At 64.7% G+C, this 867-nt stretch carries 2 protein-coding genes; both read right to left on the reverse strand.

Annotated elements, in window-relative coordinates:
* Positions 1-284, reverse strand: a 284-nt coding sequence (locus tag AC1D12_RS34350) for an alkaline phosphatase family protein (protein WP_477845525.1), incomplete at its 3' end; no start/stop codon positions are given.
* A 26-nt stretch (positions 285-310) separates the two neighbouring features.
* On the reverse strand, positions 311-526 hold the full coding sequence (locus AC1D12_RS34355; RefSeq protein ID WP_477827686.1) for a hypothetical protein: 216 nt from the start codon (positions 524-526) through the stop codon (positions 311-313).
* Between the last annotated feature and the right edge of the window lie 341 nt (positions 527-867).

Genomic DNA, 867 nt, shown 5'->3' on the forward strand with positions numbered 1-867 from the left:
GCGTTGGGCTGCGACCAGACCGTGCGGCGCTGGATGGCGCCGGCATCGGGCACCGGGATCGCGAACGGATCAGCGAAGCCGCGCACGCCGTTGAGCGTGCCGAAGTAGTGGTCGAACGAGCGGTTCTCCTGCATCAGCAGCACGATGTGCTCGACATCCTTCAGCGTGCCGGTCGTGTTGTTGGCCTGGATCGCGAGGGCCCTCTGGATGGCGGGCGGGAACAGGCCCAGCGCGACGGTGGAGCCAGCGGCGGTGCGGAGGAAATTGCGGCGGTTGAGCGTCATGGCATCGGTCCGTGGGTTCGTCGTGCTCAAGGCGCGCAATGCAGGTCGCGGGTGTTGCCCGCCGAGCCGCAATCCTTGTTGTCGTTGCCGCCGCCGCAGGCGGTCAGCGCGACGGAGATCGCGACGCTCACCCCCAGCGCAAAGCGCCGGGCGGAAGCGGCTGCAGTCGATGCAGACGGTGTGTGGCGGAGCGATGTGTGGCGGGCCGGTGTGGCCGGCCGCGGGGTAGGGATGGCGTGCATGGGGGTTCCGACTGAGGTTGGGAGCGTGTCGATCCCACCCATGCTATGTGGTAATTATTGTGTTTGTGTGACTTTGTGGTTTTTGATGCGAAGGGTTCGCACACGGAAGGACACTGACAAATTTGTCATCTGCCGGACAGGTTCCCGTCCGCCAGCGATTCCTACGATGGCGCGGTTTTGACCACCTGCCATCGCAGAAACCAACCCATGAAACTCGCTACCTTTGCCGTGACCGCGGTTGCTCTCGCCGCTGCCTCGGCTGCCAATGCGCAAGACGCGCAAGCCTCTTCCACCAACGTGACGCTGTACGGCGTCGCCGATGCCTACGTGCAGTTCGCCAA

The organism is Rhizobacter sp. P1_G5, assembly GCF_056405435.1.

Bases quoted from the DNA above. Each gene is read 5' to 3' on its own strand.
- AC1D12_RS34355 (WP_477827686.1), bottom strand. From the start codon at position 526: ATGCACGCCATCCCTACCCCGCGGCCGGCCACACCGGCCCGCCACACA.